The sequence below is a fragment of the Nocardia asteroides genome (assembly GCF_900637185.1).
Classification (GTDB): domain Bacteria; phylum Actinomycetota; class Actinomycetes; order Mycobacteriales; family Mycobacteriaceae; genus Nocardia; species Nocardia asteroides.
The window spans coordinates 5,687,875-5,703,048 of the sequence record NZ_LR134352.1 but is presented as its reverse complement, the minus strand read 5'-3'; the positions used below and the strand labels follow the sequence as shown (position 1 = coordinate 5,703,048).

The window sequence follows — 15,174 nt, the reverse complement described above, 5'->3', positions numbered from 1 at the left end:
GAACATGAAGTTGATCACGGCAATCGTCAAACCGTTCACGCTCGAAGATGTGAAGACCGGGCTGGAACAGGCAGGCGTGCTCGGCATGACCGTCAGCGAAGTCCAGGGGTACGGCCGCCAGAAGGGCCACACCGAGGTCTACCGCGGTGCGGAGTACTCGGTGGACTTCGTTCCGAAGGTCCGGGTCGAGGTCGTCGTCGACGACGCGTCGGTGGAGAAGGTCGTCGAGGTCATCGTCGAGGCCTCGCGCACCGGCAAGATCGGTGACGGCAAGGTGTGGGTGACCCCGGTGGACACCATCATCCGTGTCCGCACCGGCGAACGCGGTAGCGACGCACTGTAATTCGCCTCGCGGCGCACGGTTGTAAACGATCGAGCGGCGGCCCCGCTCCCACCGGCAGGACCGGTCGGGGCGGGGCCGCCCGCATGAATGGCGGTGGGACTGTGGCACAACAGAACGGCGGTATTCAGCACAACGGGGCGGCCGACCTGGTCAAGGCCAGGGCCCAGCTGCTCGACGGGGCGGGGACCCGCAATCCCCGGCTCGATCCGGAATCGCTGCGCTCGGCGCTGGTCGACCTGTTCGAACTGTGGCTCACGAGCAAGGGCAACGAACTCGGCATCACCGCCGACAGCGGGCTGGCCGTCGTCGCGGTCGGCGGTCTGGGCAGGCGCGAGATGCTGCCCTACTCCGACCTGGACCTGGTGCTGCTGCACGACGACGTCGACCCGGCGGTGGTGTCCGAGGTCGCCGACCAGCTCTGGTATCCGCTCTGGGACGCCCACATCAAGCTCGATCACAGCGTGCGCACGGTGCCGCAGGCGCTGCGGGTGGCCGCCGACGACATGATCGCCGCGCTCGGCCTGCTCGAGGCCCGGCACATCGTCGGCGACGAGGACCTGTCCAATCTGCTCATCGGCGGCGTGCGCCGGGAATGGCGGACCGGCATCAGGTCCCGCTTCGACGAGCTGATCGCGCAGACCACCGCGCGCTGGCAGCGCAGCGGCGAGATCGCCCACCGCGCCGAACCCGACCTGAAGAACGGGCGCGGCGGCCTGCGCGACATCCAGCTGCTCGACGCGCTGTCCATCGCCCAGCTCACCGACGCGATGCCCGGCCTGGGACCCGAGGTCCCCGGCGGCGGCCTGCAGCAGGCCCACCGCCGACTGCTCGACGTGCGCACCGAACTGCACCGGGTCGCCGGGCGCGCCCGCGACCAGCTGCGCGCCCAGGACGCCGACGAGATCGGGGCCGCACTGCGCATCGGCGACCGGTTCGACCTGGCCCGCACGCTGAGCGATTCGGCGCGCACGGTGAGCTACTCGACCGACGTCGGCCTGCGCACCGCCGCCAACGCGCTGCCGCGGCGCGGGCTGGCCCGGCTGCGCCGGATGCCGGTACGCCGACCACTCGATGAGGGGGTGGTCGAGCACTCCGGTGAGGTGGTGCTGGCCAGGGACGCGCGGCCGCAGCGCGATCCCGGCCTGATCCTGCGGGTCGCCGCCGCCTCGGCGCAGACCGGGCTGCCCATGTCGGCGACCACACTCAACCGGCTCTCCGAGGACGCGCCCGAGCTACGCGAGCCGTGGCCCAAGGACGCGCTCAACGATCTGCTGGTGCTGCTGGGCGCGGGCCGCGGCAGCATCGACGCGGTCGAGGCGCTGGACCGGACGGGCCTGTGGGGCAGGCTGTTTCCCGAGTGGGGCGCGGTGCGTGACCTGCCCCCGCGCGACGCGCTGCACACCTGGACCGTCGACCGGCACCTGATGGAGACCGTCGCCTACGCGGGCGGGCTCAGCACCAGGGTCGCCCGGCCCGACCTGCTCGCCCTGGGCGCGCTGCTGCACGACATCGGCAAGGGCAGGGCGGGCGATCACAGCGTGGTCGGCGCCGAACTGGCCACCCACATCGGCCGCAGGCTCGGCCTGTGGCCCTCCGACGTGCGCACGCTCAGCGCGATCGTGCGCCACCACCTGTTGCTGCCCGACACCGCGACCCGGCGCGACCTGGCCGACCCCGCGACCGTGCGCCACGTCGCCGACGCCCTCGACGGCGACGTCGGCCTGCTCGAACTGCTGCACGCGCTGGCCGAGGCCGACTCGATGGCCACCGGCCCCGGTGTCTGGGGCGAGTGGAAGGCCTCGCTGATCGGCGATCTGGTCCGCCGCTGCAAGCTGGTGATGGCGGGCGAGCCGCTACCCCAGCCCGAGCCGATCGACCCGGACCTGCTGGAGAAGGCACGGGCCGGCGGCGTGCACGTCACGCTGGCGCCGGGGGAGAGCAAGCACTCCCACGTGGTCACCGTCATCGCGCCCGACACGCCCGGCCTGCTGTCCGAGGCCGCCGGCGTGCTGGCCCTGCATTCGCTGCGTGTGCTCTCGGCCACGCTGGGCGGGGCGGGGGAGTCGGCGATCAACACCTTCGTCGTCACCCCGAAGTTCGGCGACCCGCCCGACGCCGGCCTGCTGCGCCAGGAACTGATCCGCGCGAGCACCGGCGCGCTGAACCTGCCCGAGGTACTGGCCAAGCGTGAAGCCGACGCGGTCGGCGCCGGCCCAGGCCGTTACGCCAGGGCACAGCCGCGGCTCATCTGGTCCGACGCGGGCACGCCCGGTCAGGTGATCCTGGAACTGCGTGCCGAGGACCGTGTCGGACTGCTCAGCAGGCTGGCCGGGGCCTTCGCCGCGGCGGGCGCCGATGTGCGCTGGGCCAAGGTGGTCACCATGGGTTCGGCCGTGGTCGACGCGTTCTGCCTCGAACTCGGCGACGCCGACGGACCGGCCCTGCGCGACCGCATCGAGAAGGCCGTGCTCGACGTGGTGCCCCAGCCGGCTCCGCCGCCACCGCCGACCACCGACGACACGAACTGAGATCATCAGGACACGGTTTCACCACCGATTGCTATCAGGTTGCCCCGCAAACCGCTTTCGCTGCCCGATCAGTCGAGATGGGACCTATAGCATTCGAGAGGTCTGGCTGTCACTCGTACGAGGGGAGCAGATCTGTGGCTATCGAAGTCGTTTCCGCATCGATGATGACCAGCGACGTGACCACGCACATCGCGCGCTGCGTCGGCGGTGACCTCTGGGTCGTGTCCTGGCTACCGGGCCGCACACTCAGCGGGCCGCAGGCACTGGCGGCGATGACCATCGCCTCGACCACCGCCCGGCACGTCGACAGTCCCGATGCCGAATGGGAACGGATCGAGTCGCTCGCCCGCGAGCTCGGCCTCACCGGCCGGGAAGCGGTGTACCTGGTGAACATCGAAAACCACGACTTGCGCCGCACCGCGCCACCGCACGTGCGCCACCGGGAATAACACCCATTACCCTGGGAGGGCAATAGACGTCCCTTTCAGATCAGGAGCGCGATCGGTGTTCGAATCCCTGTCCGACCGGCTTACCGGTGCACTGCAGGATCTGCGCGGTAAGGGGCGTCTGTCACCGGCCGACATCGACGCCACGGCGCGTGAGATCCGCCTCGCCCTCCTCGAAGCCGACGTCGCGCTGCCCGTGGTGCGCGGCTTCATCGCCAACGTCAAGGAACGCGCCAAGGGCGCCGAGGTCTCGGCCGCGCTGAACCCGGCGCAGCAGGTCGTCAAGATCGTCAACGAGGAACTGGTCAACATCCTCGGCGGCGAGACCCGCAGGCTCAACCTCGCCAAGAACCCGCCGACGGTCATCATGCTGGCCGGTCTGCAGGGTGCCGGTAAGACCACGCTCGCGGGCAAGCTCGCCAAGTGGCTCAAGGCCCAGGGCCATCAGCCCATCCTGGTCGCCTGTGACCTCCAGCGTCCCGGCGCCGTCACCCAGCTGCAGGTCGTCGGTGAGCGCGCGGGCGTGCCCGTGTTCGCCCCGCACCCCGGCACCTCGATCGGCGGCGGCGAGAACCCGCTCGGCATCACCGCGGCCGACCCGGTCGGCGTGGCCCGCGCCGGTGTCGAAGAGGCCAAGGCCAAGCAGTACGACGTGGTCATCGTCGACACCGCGGGCCGCCTCGGTATCGACGCCGAGCTCATGCGCCAGGCCGCGGGCATCCGCGACGCCGTGCAGCCCGACGAGACGCTGTTCGTGCTCGACGCCATGATCGGCCAGGACGCGGTCAGCACCGCCGAGGCGTTCCGCGACGGTGTCGGCTTCACCGGTGTCGTGCTCACCAAGCTCGACGGCGACGCCCGCGGTGGCGCCGCGCTGTCGGTGCGCAATGTGACCGGTTCGCCGATCATGTTCGCCTCCACCGGCGAGAAGCTCGAGGACTTCGACGTCTTCCACCCCGACCGGATGGCCTCGCGCATCCTCGGCATGGGTGACGTGCTCACGCTGATCGAGCAGGCCGAGCAGGTCTACGACGCCCAGCAGGCCGAGGAGACCGCCCGCAAGATCGGCAGCGGCGAGCTCACCCTCGAGGACTTCCTCGACCAGATGCTGGCCATCCGCAAGATGGGCCCGATCGGCAACCTGCTGGGCATGCTGCCCGGCGCCGGTCAGATGAAGGATGTGCTGGCCCAGGTCGACGACAAGCAGCTCGACCGGGTGCAGGCCATCATCCGCGGCATGACCCCCGCCGAGCGCGACAACCCGAAGATCATCAACGCCTCCCGCCGCCTGCGCATCGCCAACGGCTCGGGCGTGCAGGTCTCCGAGGTGAACCAGCTCGTCGACCGCTTCTTCGAGGCCAAGAAGATGATGGCCATGATGGGCCGTCAGATGGGCCTGCCCGGCGCTCGCCGCGGCAACAACAAGAAGGGCAAGAAGGGCAAGAAGGGTGGCCGCGGCCCCACTCCGCCGAAGATGCGCGGTGGTTTCCCCGGCATGCCCGCCGGTATGCCCGGGCTGCCCGCGGGGATGGATCTGTCGCAGATGCCGCCCGGTCTCGACCAGCTGCCGCCCGGTCTCGAGGGGATCGACCTGTCGCAGCTGAAGTTCCCCAAGAACTGAGCACACGTCACGACACCGCGCCCGGTGATCCGGGCGCGGTGTCGTCGGCTCCGGCTCAGATCACGCCAGGGATCAGCGCTTTGCGGTTCGCCGGGTACTCGACGAACTTCTCCCGGTACCAGCGGTGCGTGGCGAAGGCGCGCGGCACCAGATTGCCCGCGGTGATCAGGAAGATCGCGACACCGGCCAGCGACCAGGTGAGCAGCGCGAATCCCGCCCAGGCGATCAGCTCGCCCAGGTAGGCGGGGCTGCTGACGAACCGGAAGCCGCCGCCGAACGGGATGCGGTACTCCGCGGCGCCCGGATTGTTCTTGTCGCGCAGGTTGCGCACGATCGCCTCCGAGCGCACCAGCAGCCCGAAACCGCTCAGGTACACCACGAGCCCGATCAGGAAGCGGGGGTCGGTCAGCCACGCGGTGCCGTACTGATCCTTGTAGTCGTGGCTGAAGAAGGCGCCGTTGAGGTAGCCGTGCAGCGAGGTGACGAACACGCCGGCCGCGACCACCGAGAAGTTGAAACTGCTCTTCTTGCCCGGCACCTGCCGGATCGAGAGCGGGAAGAACCAGCCGCGATTGCCGTAGTGCAGCAGCCAGATCGCCGCCAGCACCAGCGGTACCGGCTCGAAACGGTCCGGGCCGGTCAGGTAGAACACCGCGAACACCACGGTCGCGGGCAGTTCCATCAGCCACCAGCCCAGTTTGGGATTGAGATTGAAGCCGATCGAGGTGGAGGCGAAGCGGCCGTAGGGGCTCTGGGCGAACAATCCGCCGACGATCACGAACGCGGCGAAGGCGAAGGCGATGGCCAGCACCGTGTCGTAGGTGGTGTTCCCGGTGTACCAGTCCATCGAGATTCCTTTGTGCGACAGAGCGCCGGCCACGATCGCCGACGCAAAACTAGAACACGTTCTATCATGGATCCGGCAGGGGGAGCGTGACTATGGAGGACGGACATGCCCGTGGATCGGACCGCTGAAGACCTGCTGGCGGCGGTACAGGCCTCACCGCGCGCGGTGGCCGCGCACGACAAGGGCGCCTGGGTCGGCCTGTTCGTCGACAACGCCGCGGTGCACGACCCCTACGGCGCGCGCGAGCACATCGGCCGCGAGGCCATCTCGCGGTTCTACAACGTGTTCATCGCGCCCAACTCGATCGCCTTCCGCGTCGACCGCGACCTGGTCGCCGGGCGCACGGTGGTGCGTGACCTGCACATCGAGACCACGATGTCGACCGGCGCCACCGTCACCGTGCCCATGCACCTGCGCTACGACCTGATCGAATCCGGTGACGGCTGGAAGATCGCGCGCCTGGCCGCGCACTGGGAGCTCGCGCTGATGATTCGGCGGCTGCTGGCCACCGGGCCGTCCGGGCTGCTGGCCGGGACCAAGCTGGGTCCGCAGCTGGTCGGCGAACTCGGCGTCGGCGGCGCGATGGGCATGATGCGCGGGCTGCGCGGGGTGGGCGCCACCGGCAAACGCGTCGTCGGCCGGCTGTTCGGCGCCGCTGCCGACGGGGATCTGGCCGGGGTGCAGGACCTGCTCGGCGCGCGGGCGGCGGTGGAGCTGCCCGCCGGTAACCCGGTCGCGGCGGCGGAGTTCGCCGAACTGGCCCGCGGGATCGAGTGGGACAAGATGATCGCCGCCGGGCGCACGGTCAGCGTGAGCGTGCGGATCGGGGCGCAGCGCGGGGTGGCCTTCGTCGACTTCGCGGCCGACGAGCCTCGGGTCGTGGCCCTGACGGTCTTCCTGGACGGGCCGCTGCCCGTCGGTTGATCGTCCGGCGCGTGCCGCCGAGCGGTGCGTGGCCGGGCGATGGGCGGTAGGTTGAGCCAAGGCCGACGTCTGGAGGTTCGTGTGCATCTGCGTGGTGTGGTTCTCCCCGGCGACGAGGAGCGCGATCTCTGGGTCGTCGACGGACACGTGACCTTCGAGCCGGTACCCGGGGCCGAAACCCTGTGTCGCACAGGGTGGATCGTGCCCGGCCTGGTCGACGCCCACTGCCATGTCGGCATCCGCTACGGCGGCGGCGACGAGACCACCGAGGGCGCGATCGATCAGGCCGAGACCGAACGCGACGCGGGCGCCCTGCTGCTGCGCGACGCGGGCTCGCCGATCGACACCCGCTTCATCGACGAGCACGCCGAACTCCCGCGCATCATCCGCGCCGGCCGCCACATCGCCCGGCCCAAGCGCTACATCCGCGAACTCGGCATCGAGCTCGACGACGAGCGCGACCTGCCCGACATCGTCGCCGAACAAGCCCGCTTCGGCGACGGCTGGGTGAAGATCGTCGGCGACTGGATCGACCGCTCCGTCGGTGACCTGCGCCCGCTGTGGAGTGACGACATCCTGAAACAGGCCATCGACGCCGCCCACGCCAACGGCGCCAGAGTCACCGCGCACGTCTTCGGCGAGGACGCCCTACCCGGCCTGATCAACGCGGGCATCGACTGCCTCGAACACGGCACCGGCCTCACCGACGACACCATCGAGCTGATGCTCACCCACGGCACCGCCCTGGTCCCGACCCTGATCAACATCGACACCTTCCCCGGCATCGCCGACAGCGCCACCAAGTTCCCCGTCTACGCCGCCCACATGCGTGACCTGCACCGACGCGTGCGCGACACGGTCGGCCGCGCCCACGAGGCCGGCGTGCCCATCTACGCGGGCACCGACGCGGGCGGCTCCATCCGCCACGGCCGCATCGCCGACGAGATCGCCGCCCTCACCGGCGCGGGCCTGTCCCCCCACGACGCCTTGGGCGCCGCCTCCTGGGACGCCCGCACCTGGCTGGGCCGCGAATCCGTCACCGAAGGCGCCCCCGCCGACTTCGTCGTCTACGCCGAAGACCCCCGCACCCACCCCGCCGCCCTCACCGACCCCCACTGGGTGGTCCTCCGCGGCCTCGTCGTCAAAACCCCGAACCCCGTCACCGGCCACCGCTGATACTGAACAGACCGGGCACGGCAAGCCCGCGCGGTTCTGGGGCTATACCCGTCGGCGAGACGGGCTACCGCCAGGAGGTCTTCGCTGCCGACGGCGAAGCGGTCAAGGCGCCGGGCCCGGTCCCGGTGGTCATCGACACCGCGCAGTTGCGGTGAGGTAGCAGCGCGAACCGGCAGGCGATTTCAGCTGGGCGCGGCCGGTCTGGCACAATGGTCAACCGTCCTTCCTGGACAGTGTCAGCCCGTCTCCGGTTCCGTACCGCGCGGCGGTCACGCACTCCATGCGCGAAACCGGACTCGCAGACCATGCGGGTCGCCGAATCGCGTGGTGACCACACTATCGAAAGAGGCAGATCAGCATGGCTGTTCGCATCAAGCTCACCCGCCTGGGCAAGATCCGCAACCCGCAGTACCGCGTGGTTGTCGCCGACGCCCGCACCCGTCGTGACGGCCGGGCCATCGAGTCCATCGGCAAGTACCACCCGAAGGAAGAGCCCTCGCTCATCGAGATCGATTCCGAGCGCGTGCAGTACTGGCTGGGTGTCGGCGCGCAGCCGACCGAGTCGGTGCAGCGTCTGCTGGAGATCACCGGCGACTGGCAGAAGTTCAAGGGCCTGCCGGGCGCCGAGGGCACCCTCAAGGTGAAGGCCGCCAAGCCGTCCAAGCTGGACCTGTTCAACGCCGCGCTGGCCGCCGCCGACAACGAGCCCGTCGCCGAGGCCGTCACCCCGAAGAAGAAGGCCGCCAAGAAGGACGAGGAGGCCGCCGAGGCCCCCGCCGCCGAGGCTGCCGAGTAATGACTGCCGTTGTTGCCGATGCCGTCGAACATCTGGTTCGCGGCATCGTCGCCAACCCCGACGACGTCCGTGTCGAGCTGATCACCGGCCGCCGCGGACGCACGGTCGAGGTGCACGTCCACCCTGAGGACCTGGGCAAGGTGATCGGGCGCGGTGGTCGTACCGCGACCGCGCTGCGCACCCTCGTCGCCGGTATCGGCGGCCGGGGCATCCGGGTCGACGTGGTCGACACCGACGCCTAGATGGAACTCGTCGTAGGCCGGGTCGCCAAGTCGCACGGCGTGCGCGGCGAACTCGTCGTCGAGGTCCGCACCGACGAGCCGGAACTCCGGTTCGCCCCCGGTGTGGTCCTGCACGGCAAGATGCCGAAGTCCGCGGCGATCCGCGACTACACCGTGAAGTCGGCCCGGGAGCACTCGGGCCGGCTTCTGGTGTTCGTCGAGGAGATCGCCGACCGCACCGCCGCCGACGCCCTGCGCGGCATGTTGTTCGTCGTCGACAGCGAGTCGTTGCCGCCCTCGGACGACGAGGACGCCTTCTACGACCACGAGCTCGAAGGCCTGCGCGTCGAGCTCGGCGACGGCACCGCCGTCGGCACGGTCACCGAGGTGCTGCACTCGGCCGCCGGCGAGCTGCTGTCGGTGCGCGCCGCCGACGACGGCCGCGAAATTCTCATTCCCTTTGTCACCGCCATCGTGCCGACCGTGTCGATCGCCGACGGACTGGTGGTCATCGATCCGCCCGAGGGCCTGCTCGATCCGGAGTAATTCGTGCAACTCGACGTCGTCACGATCTTCCCGGAGTACCTCGAGCCGCTGCGCACCGCGCTGCTCGGCAAGGCCGTCGACAAGGGCCTGATCTCGATCGGCGTGCACGATCTGCGTGACTGGACGCACGACGTGCACAAGTCCGTGGACGATTCGCCCTACGGCGGTGGCCCCGGCATGGTCATGAAGCCCACCGTGTGGGGCGACGCGCTCGACGCGGTGTGCCCCGACGACGCCCTGCTCGTCGTCCCCACCCCGGCCGGGGTGCCCTTCACCCAGGAGACCGCGCAGCGCTGGTCCACCGAGCGGCATCTGGTCTTCGCGTGCGGCCGCTACGAGGGCATCGATCAGCGGGTCTTCGACGACGCCGCCCGCCGGGTCCGCGTCGAGGAGGTGAGCATCGGCGACTACGTGCTCATCGGCGGCGAGGCCGCGGTCCTGGTGATGACCGAGGCCGTGGTGCGGCTGATTCCCGGCGTGCTCGGCAATCAGCAGTCCCACCAGGAGGATTCGTTCTCCGACGGACTGCTCGAGGGCCCCAGCTACACCCGCCCGGTGTCCTGGCGGGGGCTCGAGGTGCCGCCGATCCTGCTGTCCGGCGATCACGCCAAGGTCGCCGCGTGGCGGCACGAGCAGTCGCTGGAACGTACTCGTGCCCGCAGGCCGGATCTGCTGCCGGAGCAGTGATCGACGGGCCTAGGCCGGGACCACGCGGGTGGTGATGCAGAACGGATGCCCGGCCGGGTCGAGCAGCACCCGCCAGCGGGGATCCTGCTGGATCGGAGCGGGTTTCGCGCCGATCGCCATCGCGTGCTGTTCGCAGAGATCCAGGTCGGCGTCGGCGGCCAGCTCCAGCTGGACCGCGGCACTGCCCGGCCACTGCGGCGGGTAGTAGTCCTCGACGCGTTGCGCGGCCATGGTCAGTCCCGACGGCAGACGGATCCCGACGCTGTGCGCGTCGTTCCACAGGACCCGGCCACCGAGCAGCCCGAGATAGAAGCGGGCGAGGGTTTCGGGGTCGTCACAGTCCAGCGAGACGCCGGCCAGTTGAAAAGGCTCCGTCATCGGACCGACGGTACCGGGCCGAAACGACCGGCAGATTGTTTTGTCCCAAAGATGTTCGGGTATCCACAAGGGGCTTTCGTTGCGTCATCGTCCAAGCTGAGGGTTGCTGATTCCATCCGGAATCGGTTCCGCCGCAGTGATGTTCGTGCCGCCGCGGCGCACTGTGCGCGCAAGTGAGGCAACTGCCCAGTACAGACCATGTGCACCGTGCACTTTCGATGCTCGGAGCGGGCCGGTCGTCCGGGTTCTCCCGTGGTGCCCCACGGCAGCCGGGGTCGCCCTACGTTCACCCGGGGGCCACGAGCGAGTGCTCACCGCCCGACGAGTTGCGTTGTGAGGGTGACGAATTGCACATCAGGGCAGCAGCCCGTGACGCCGTGCGATCGCCACCGCCTCGTGCCGTGTGCGCGCGTCGAGTTTGGTCATCGCCTGCCGCAGGTAGCTCTTGACGGTCTCCGCGCCGAGCGAGAGCCGTAGCGCCGTCTCCTGATTCGTGCAGCCGAGCGCGATCTGGGCGAGCACGTCCAGCTCCCGTCGCGACAGCCGCGGCGCTTCGCCGGACGCTGTCCCGGTGAGCATCCCGGTGAGCCGGTCGCACACCCCGGACAGCTTGTCGCGCGTCGCGGTGTCGCCGGTGGCGGCGGCCATGGCGCGCAGGTCGGCGTGGATCTCGCGCAGTTCCTCGGTGACATCCGGCGCCGCGTGGGGTGCGGGCGCGGCGAGGGTGAGCAGCCGGACCCGGCGGTCCACCTCGTCGCGCACGGCGATCTCGGTCGCCAGCCTGCGGCTCGCCCGCACGATCACCTCGGTGGTGCGGTCACCGAGCGGGCCCGCGCCGCGGGTGGCCGCGTAGAGCACCGCCCGCGCCCGGTCGGCCACCACGACCGGGACGGCGACCACCGACCGCAGGCCCTCACCGACCACCGGCCCGTCGTAGTGGTGGGTGATGCCGGGCGCGCCCCGGTAGTCGGCCACCGAGGCGGGCCTGCCGAGCTCCATGACCTGGCCGCCGAGCCCGGAGCTGCGCAGCACCGACAGGCCGCGCAACCCGGTGGTGACGGTCCCGACGAACTCGGTGAGCAGCAGGGTGTCCTGGTCGACCGCGCCACCGAAGACCACCGGCACCCCGGCGTGCGAGGCCACCCAGCGGATCTCGGCGCGCAGGGCGTCGCCGTCGCGGGGGCGCAGCAGCGCGGTGGCCGACATCGGTCACCCCTTTTCGGGGGTAGTGGTGAACGTGAGGTGTGCCACATTCTAGGTCAGACCTGGCGGCCCGGCCCAGGCGATGAGGAGAACTGCGATGAGTACCGATCTGGACGCGCGGGTGCGCGACCTGCTCGAGCGTTACGACGGACCCGAGGCCTGCGCGGCCGAGCTGCTGTGCGACGGTCACCCGGCCGAGCGGGTCGCGTTCACGATCGTCGAGTCCGACCTGAGCGCGCACGCGCTGACCTACGGCGAACTGCGGGAGCGGTCGGCGCGGTTCGCCGCGGCGCTGGCCGACCTCGGCGTCGGTCCCGGCGACCGGGTCGCCACGCTGATGGGCAAGTCGGCCGAACTGGTGGTCGCGCTGCTGGGCATCTGGCGCCGCGGCGCGGTGCACGTGCCGCTGTTCACCGCGTTCGCCCCGCCCGCGATCGGCTTCCGGCTCACCGCGAGCCACGCGGCGGTGGTGGTCGCCGACGCCGATCAGGCGCCGAAGCTGGTGGTGAGCGACGACATCCCGGCCGATCCGGATCGCACCACGATCGTCGTCGGGCCCGCCGAGGTACCCGGCGCCCTGCGCTTCGACGAGCTGCTCGCCGCGGCCGATCCCGCGGACCCGCGCGCGGCGGCGGTGGCCGTGGGCGGCGACGGCTTGCTGGTCCAGCTGTTCACCAGCGGCACCACCGGCACTCCCAAGGGCGTGCCGATCCCGGTGCGGGCGCTCGCCTCCTTCCATGCGTACCAGGAGTTCGCCCTGGACGTGCGGCCCGACGACGTCTTCTGGAACGCGGCCGACCCGGGCTGGGCCTACGGGCTCTACTACGCGATCCTGGGGCCGCTGGCCACCGGCGTGCCCAGCCTGCTGTTGCACGCTGGCTTCTCCGCGCCGCTCACCCTGGAGGTGCTGCGCCGTTTCGAGGTCACCAATTTCGCCGCGGCGCCCACGGTCTACCGGGCGCTGCGGGCGGGTGCGGCGCCCGAGGGCATCGCGCTGCGACGGGCGTCGTCGGCAGGGGAGCCGCTCACCCCCGATGTCGTCGCGTGGTCCGAGCACGCGCTGGGCGTCGCCGTGCGCGACCACTACGGGCAGACCGAACACGGCATGGTCATCTGCCACGCCTGGCATCCCGATCTGGACCGGCCCGCGCCGGCCGGCTCGATGGGCGCCCAGCTGCCCGGCTGGACCTGCGCGGTCCTGGCCGAGGACGCCGACGTCGAGGCGGCGCCCGGCGAGGTCGGCCGGGTCGCGATCGACACAGACCACAGCCCGCTGCTGTGGTTCCTCGGCTACCTCGACGCGCCCGAACGCACCGCGAGCCGGTTCACCGCCGACGGCCGCTGGTATCTCACCGGCGATGTCGGCGCCCGTGACGCGGACGGCTTCTTCCGGTTCAGCTCCCGCGACGACGACGTGATCATCATGGCCGGCTACCGGATCGGCCCGTTCGAGGTGGAGAGCGTGCTAGTGCTACACGACCAGGTGGTCGAGGCGGCCGTGGTCGGCATGCCCGACGACCTGCGCGGCGAGGTGCTCGAGGCGTTCGTCGTCCTGCGCGACGGGGTCGCGGGCACTCCCGAACTGACCACGGAACTGCAGCGGCTGGTCAAGGACAAATTCGCCGCGCACGCCTACCCCCGCACGATCCACTACGTGCGGAGCCTGCCCAAGACACCCAGCGGCAAGGTGCAGCGATTCGTGCTGCGCGGCAAGGAGAACCACCGATGACCACCACCCTGAGCTACGCCTGCGGTCTGGCCGACACCCCGCTGCTGGGCGACACCATCGGCGCGAACCTGGACCGCACCGTGGCGGCGCACCCCGACCGCGACGCGCTGATCGACCGCCCGGCCGGGCGCCGCTGGACCTACCGCGAGGTGGGCGCCGCCGTCGACGCCGTCGCGACCGGCCTGGCGGCACGCGGGATCGAACCGGGCGACCGGGTCGGGATCTGGGCGCCCAACTGCGCCGAGTGGTACCTCGTCCAGTACGCCACCGCCAAGATCGGCGCGATCCTGGTGAACATCAACCCGGCTTACCGCACCAGCGAACTCGCCTACGTGCTCGGCCAGGCGGGCGTGCGGATGCTCATCGCCGCGCCGGAGTTCAAGACCTCGGACTATGTGGCGATGATCGAGGAGGTCCGGCCCGGCTGCGCCGACCTGGAGCAGGTGCTGATCCTCGGCACCGAGCCGTGGCGGCAGGTCGCCGCGACCGCACCCGACACCGAACGGCTGGCGATGATCGCGGCCACGCTCTCGGCCGACGACCCGATCAACATCCAATACACCTCGGGCACCACCGGTTTCCCGAAGGGCGCCACTCTCAGCCACCACAACATCCTCAACAACGGCTACTTCGTCGGCGAGCTGTGCGGGTACACCGAGGCCGACCGGATCTGCATCCCGGTGCCGTACTACCACTGCTTCGGAATGGTCATGGGCAATCTCGCCGCCACCTCGCACGGCGCGGCCGTGGTGATCCCGGCGCCCGCCTTCGATCCGGCCGCGACGCTGACCGCCGTCGCCGCCGAGCACTGCACCTCGCTCTACGGCGTGCCGACCATGTTCATCGCCATGCTGGCCGAACTCGACGCGGGCCTCGCGGTCGACCTGTCGAGCCTGCGCACCGGCATCATGGCGGGCTCGCCGTGCCCGGTGGAGGTGATGAAGCGGGTCATCGACCGGATGGGGATGAGCGAGGTGTCCATCTGTTACGGCATGACCGAGACGTCGCCGGTGTCCACCCAGACCCGCGCCGACGACAGCATCGACCGCCGCACCGCCACCGTCGGCCGGGTCGGGCCGCATCTCGAGGTGAAGGTGGTGGACCCGGCCACCGGCCGGACCCTGCCGCGCGGCGCCGCGGGCGAACTGTGCACCCGCGGCTATTCGGTGATGCTCGGCTACTGGAACCAGCCCGACAAGACCGCCGAGGCCATCGACGCCGCCCGCTGGATGCACACCGGCGACATCGGCGTCATGGACGACGCCGGCTACCTCTCGGTCACCGGCCGCATCAAGGACATGGTGATCCGCGGCGGCGAGAACATCTACCCCCGCGAGATCGAGGAGTTCCTCTACACCCACCCCGACATCGTCGACGCCCAGGTGATCGGCGTCCCCGACGCGAAATACGGTGAGGAACTGATGGTCTGGCTCCGCCTGCGCGACGGCGCCACCCCGCTCGACGCCGCCGCCCTGCGCGCCTTCTGCACCGGCCGCCTGGCCCACTACAAGATCCCCCGCTACGTCCACCTCGTCGACGAGTTCCCGATGACGGTCACCGGCAAGATCCGCAAGGCCGAAATGCGCGAACTGTCCCTGGACCTCATCGACTGACCGGCGCCCACCATCGGTCGCTCGACACTACGTAGCGGCCATGTTCGACAAATTCCTGCGGGCGCACACCGACACGCTGCTCGACCGGCCCGCGACCGAGCCCGAGCTGACGGCGG

General features: G+C 70.5%; 15 protein-coding genes. 12 read left to right on the top strand and 3 right to left on the bottom strand.

The genetic code is table 11. The features are described 5' to 3' along the window. The first annotated feature begins 4 nt into the window (after positions 1–4). The 4 genes from EL493_RS26620 (at position 5) to ffh (ending at position 4,938) form a co-directional block, all read left to right on the top strand. A complete protein-coding gene (locus EL493_RS26620) occupies positions 5–343 on the top strand; it encodes a P-II family nitrogen regulator (protein ID WP_030202924.1) in 339 nt (112 codons plus the stop codon). An 83-nt stretch (positions 344–426) separates the two neighbouring features. Next, positions 427–2,871: a [protein-PII] uridylyltransferase gene (locus EL493_RS26615; RefSeq protein ID WP_036836295.1), complete on the top strand. Its 2,445-nt coding sequence runs from the start codon at positions 427–429 to the stop codon at positions 2,869–2,871. Positions 2,872–3,005: 134 nt separating this feature from the next. Next, the gene (locus EL493_RS26610; protein ID WP_036836293.1) at positions 3,006–3,320 is read left to right on the top strand and encodes a hypothetical protein; all 315 of its coding nucleotides are present in this window, start codon (positions 3,006–3,008) and stop codon (positions 3,318–3,320) included. Between the two features lie 55 nt (positions 3,321–3,375). Continuing rightward, positions 3,376–4,938: a signal recognition particle protein gene (gene ffh / locus EL493_RS26605; protein WP_019048215.1), complete on the top strand. Its 1,563-nt coding sequence runs from the start codon at positions 3,376–3,378 to the stop codon at positions 4,936–4,938. 55 nt (positions 4,939–4,993) lie between these two features. Here ffh and EL493_RS26600 read toward each other — a convergent pair whose 3' ends face one another. Next, on the bottom strand, positions 4,994–5,785 hold the full coding sequence (locus tag EL493_RS26600; RefSeq protein ID WP_019048214.1) for a phosphatidylethanolamine N-methyltransferase family domain-containing protein: 792 nt from the start codon (positions 5,783–5,785) through the stop codon (positions 4,994–4,996). 105 nt (positions 5,786–5,890) lie between these two features. Between EL493_RS26600 and EL493_RS26595 the strand changes: the two genes are divergently transcribed. The 6 genes from EL493_RS26595 (at position 5,891) to trmD (ending at position 10,135) form a co-directional block, all read left to right on the top strand. After that, positions 5,891–6,709 (top strand): nuclear transport factor 2 family protein, encoded by an 819-nt coding sequence (locus EL493_RS26595; protein WP_019048213.1) that lies wholly within the window; start codon positions 5,891–5,893, stop codon positions 6,707–6,709. A 39-nt stretch (positions 6,710–6,748) separates the two neighbouring features. Continuing rightward, positions 6,749–7,885: a metal-dependent hydrolase family protein gene (locus EL493_RS26590; protein WP_051719533.1), complete on the top strand. Its 1,137-nt coding sequence runs from the start codon at positions 6,749–6,751 to the stop codon at positions 7,883–7,885. Positions 7,886–8,243: 358 nt separating this feature from the next. Then, positions 8,244–8,681: a 30S ribosomal protein S16 gene (gene rpsP, locus EL493_RS26585; protein WP_019048211.1), complete on the top strand. Its 438-nt coding sequence runs from the start codon at positions 8,244–8,246 to the stop codon at positions 8,679–8,681. Continuing rightward, complete coding sequence (locus EL493_RS26580; RefSeq protein WP_019048210.1) at positions 8,681–8,923, top strand: RNA-binding protein; 243 nt, start codon at positions 8,681–8,683, stop codon at positions 8,921–8,923. The genes rpsP and EL493_RS26580 overlap by 1 nt, the downstream gene beginning before the upstream one ends. Further along, entirely contained in the window at positions 8,924–9,448 is a 525-nt protein-coding gene (gene rimM / locus EL493_RS26575; RefSeq protein WP_019048209.1) for a ribosome maturation factor RimM, read from the top strand. It begins immediately after the preceding gene. 3 nt (positions 9,449–9,451) lie between these two features. Then, complete coding sequence (trmD, locus tag EL493_RS26570; protein WP_019048208.1) at positions 9,452–10,135, top strand: tRNA (guanosine(37)-N1)-methyltransferase TrmD; 684 nt, start codon at positions 9,452–9,454, stop codon at positions 10,133–10,135. Positions 10,136–10,144: 9 nt separating this feature from the next. On the opposite strand, the gene EL493_RS26565 is transcribed toward trmD, so the two are convergent. After that, positions 10,145–10,513, bottom strand: coding sequence for a VOC family protein (locus tag EL493_RS26565; RefSeq protein WP_019048207.1), 369 nt, complete (start codon positions 10,511–10,513; stop codon positions 10,145–10,147). A 354-nt stretch (positions 10,514–10,867) separates the two neighbouring features. After that, positions 10,868–11,719 carry a helix-turn-helix transcriptional regulator gene (locus EL493_RS26560; RefSeq protein ID WP_019048206.1) on the bottom strand — a complete coding sequence of 284 codons (852 nt, stop codon included), beginning with the start codon at positions 11,717–11,719 and terminating at the stop codon, positions 10,868–10,870. Between the two features lie 94 nt (positions 11,720–11,813). On the opposite strand from EL493_RS26560, the gene EL493_RS26555 reads away from it, so the two are divergent. Continuing rightward, positions 11,814–13,445 (top strand): AMP-binding protein, encoded by a 1,632-nt coding sequence (locus EL493_RS26555; RefSeq protein ID WP_019048205.1) that lies wholly within the window; start codon positions 11,814–11,816, stop codon positions 13,443–13,445. After that, on the top strand, positions 13,442–15,058 hold the full coding sequence (locus EL493_RS26550; RefSeq protein ID WP_019048204.1) for an AMP-binding protein: 1,617 nt from the start codon (positions 13,442–13,444) through the stop codon (positions 15,056–15,058). Before EL493_RS26555 ends, EL493_RS26550 begins: the two co-directional genes overlap by 4 nt. Positions 15,059–15,174 lie beyond the last annotated feature (116 nt).

What these genes read in the sequence shown, in the direction of transcription:
- EL493_RS26615 (WP_036836295.1), top strand. Translation starts at nt 427, where the DNA reads ATGAATGGCGGTGGGACTGTGGCACAACAGAACGGCGGTATTCAGCAC.
- EL493_RS26595 (WP_019048213.1), top strand. Translation starts at nt 5,891, where the DNA reads ATGCCCGTGGATCGGACCGCTGAAGACCTGCTGGCGGCGGTACAGGCC.
- EL493_RS26590 (WP_051719533.1), top strand. Translation starts at nt 6,749, where the DNA reads ATGGGCGGTAGGTTGAGCCAAGGCCGACGTCTGGAGGTTCGTGTGCAT.
- EL493_RS26580 (WP_019048210.1), top strand. Translation starts at nt 8,681, where the DNA reads ATGACTGCCGTTGTTGCCGATGCCGTCGAACATCTGGTTCGCGGCATC.
- EL493_RS26620 (WP_030202924.1), top strand. Translation starts at nt 5, where the DNA reads ATGAAGTTGATCACGGCAATCGTCAAACCGTTCACGCTCGAAGATGTG.
- rimM (WP_019048209.1), top strand. Translation starts at nt 8,924, where the DNA reads ATGGAACTCGTCGTAGGCCGGGTCGCCAAGTCGCACGGCGTGCGCGGC.
- EL493_RS26600 (WP_019048214.1), bottom strand. Translation starts at nt 5,785, where the DNA reads ATGGACTGGTACACCGGGAACACCACCTACGACACGGTGCTGGCCATC.
- rpsP (WP_019048211.1), top strand. Translation starts at nt 8,244, where the DNA reads ATGGCTGTTCGCATCAAGCTCACCCGCCTGGGCAAGATCCGCAACCCG.
- EL493_RS26565 (WP_019048207.1), bottom strand. Translation starts at nt 10,513, where the DNA reads ATGACGGAGCCTTTTCAACTGGCCGGCGTCTCGCTGGACTGTGACGAC.
- EL493_RS26555 (WP_019048205.1), top strand. Translation starts at nt 11,814, where the DNA reads ATGAGTACCGATCTGGACGCGCGGGTGCGCGACCTGCTCGAGCGTTAC.
- EL493_RS26550 (WP_019048204.1), top strand. Translation starts at nt 13,442, where the DNA reads ATGACCACCACCCTGAGCTACGCCTGCGGTCTGGCCGACACCCCGCTG.
- EL493_RS26560 (WP_019048206.1), bottom strand. Translation starts at nt 11,719, where the DNA reads ATGTCGGCCACCGCGCTGCTGCGCCCCCGCGACGGCGACGCCCTGCGC.